Raw genomic sequence first — 504 nt, 5'->3', positions numbered from 1 at the left:
GCGGGTAGTAGATCATCGGCTTGTCGTAGATCGGCATCAGCTGCTTCGAGATGCCCTTGGTGATCGGCCACAACCGCGACCCCGAACCACCCGCGAGGATGATGCCCCTCACAGATGAAGCCCTCTCGACACAGGAGCGGCGGAGGCACGGAGCGGTTCCTGAGCGGAGCAGGTCCCGCCGGCGGCGGCTGCCGGAGGAGAGGAGATGAGCACGGGCGTAACCGTAGCAAGGTCACGTTTCGCCGAAGTCACAGGAGGTCCCGTCAGGCCCTGTTTCGGCCTCTGGAGCGTCCCCCGGAGAGGGTAGCTGGAGAAGGAGAATGAGTCACCGACGGCTGCTCGGCCTCTCCGCGTCTCATTCCTGCTTCTGTGGGGAGTGCTTCTTCTCTCTCATTCCTGAGCGGAGTACTTCTCCTCGGTGGCGGCCTTTGCGGGGCGCCACCAGTCCTCGTTGGCGCGGTACCAGTCGATGGTGGCGGCGAGTCCGGCGTCGAAGTCGGTGTA

The 504-nt window shown here is 64.5% G+C and carries 1 protein-coding gene and 1 pseudogene; both read right to left on the bottom strand.

The window, feature by feature from the left end; genetic code table 11:
* The coding region (locus tag C5D66_RS16725) for a sugar phosphate nucleotidyltransferase (protein WP_258063972.1) at nucleotides 1-112 on the bottom strand (112 nt) is incomplete at its 3' end.
* A 278-nt stretch (nucleotides 113-390) separates the two neighbouring features.
* Nucleotides 391-504, bottom strand: a pseudogene (locus C5D66_RS17580) (dTDP-glucose 4,6-dehydratase); the annotation flags it as partial.

This window comes from Rathayibacter sp. AY1B4, assembly GCF_002932815.1.
Lineage (GTDB): Bacteria > Actinomycetota > Actinomycetes > Actinomycetales > Microbacteriaceae > Rathayibacter.
The sequence above is the reverse complement of the archived record's forward strand: the minus strand, read 5'-3'. Positions and strand labels throughout refer to the sequence as shown.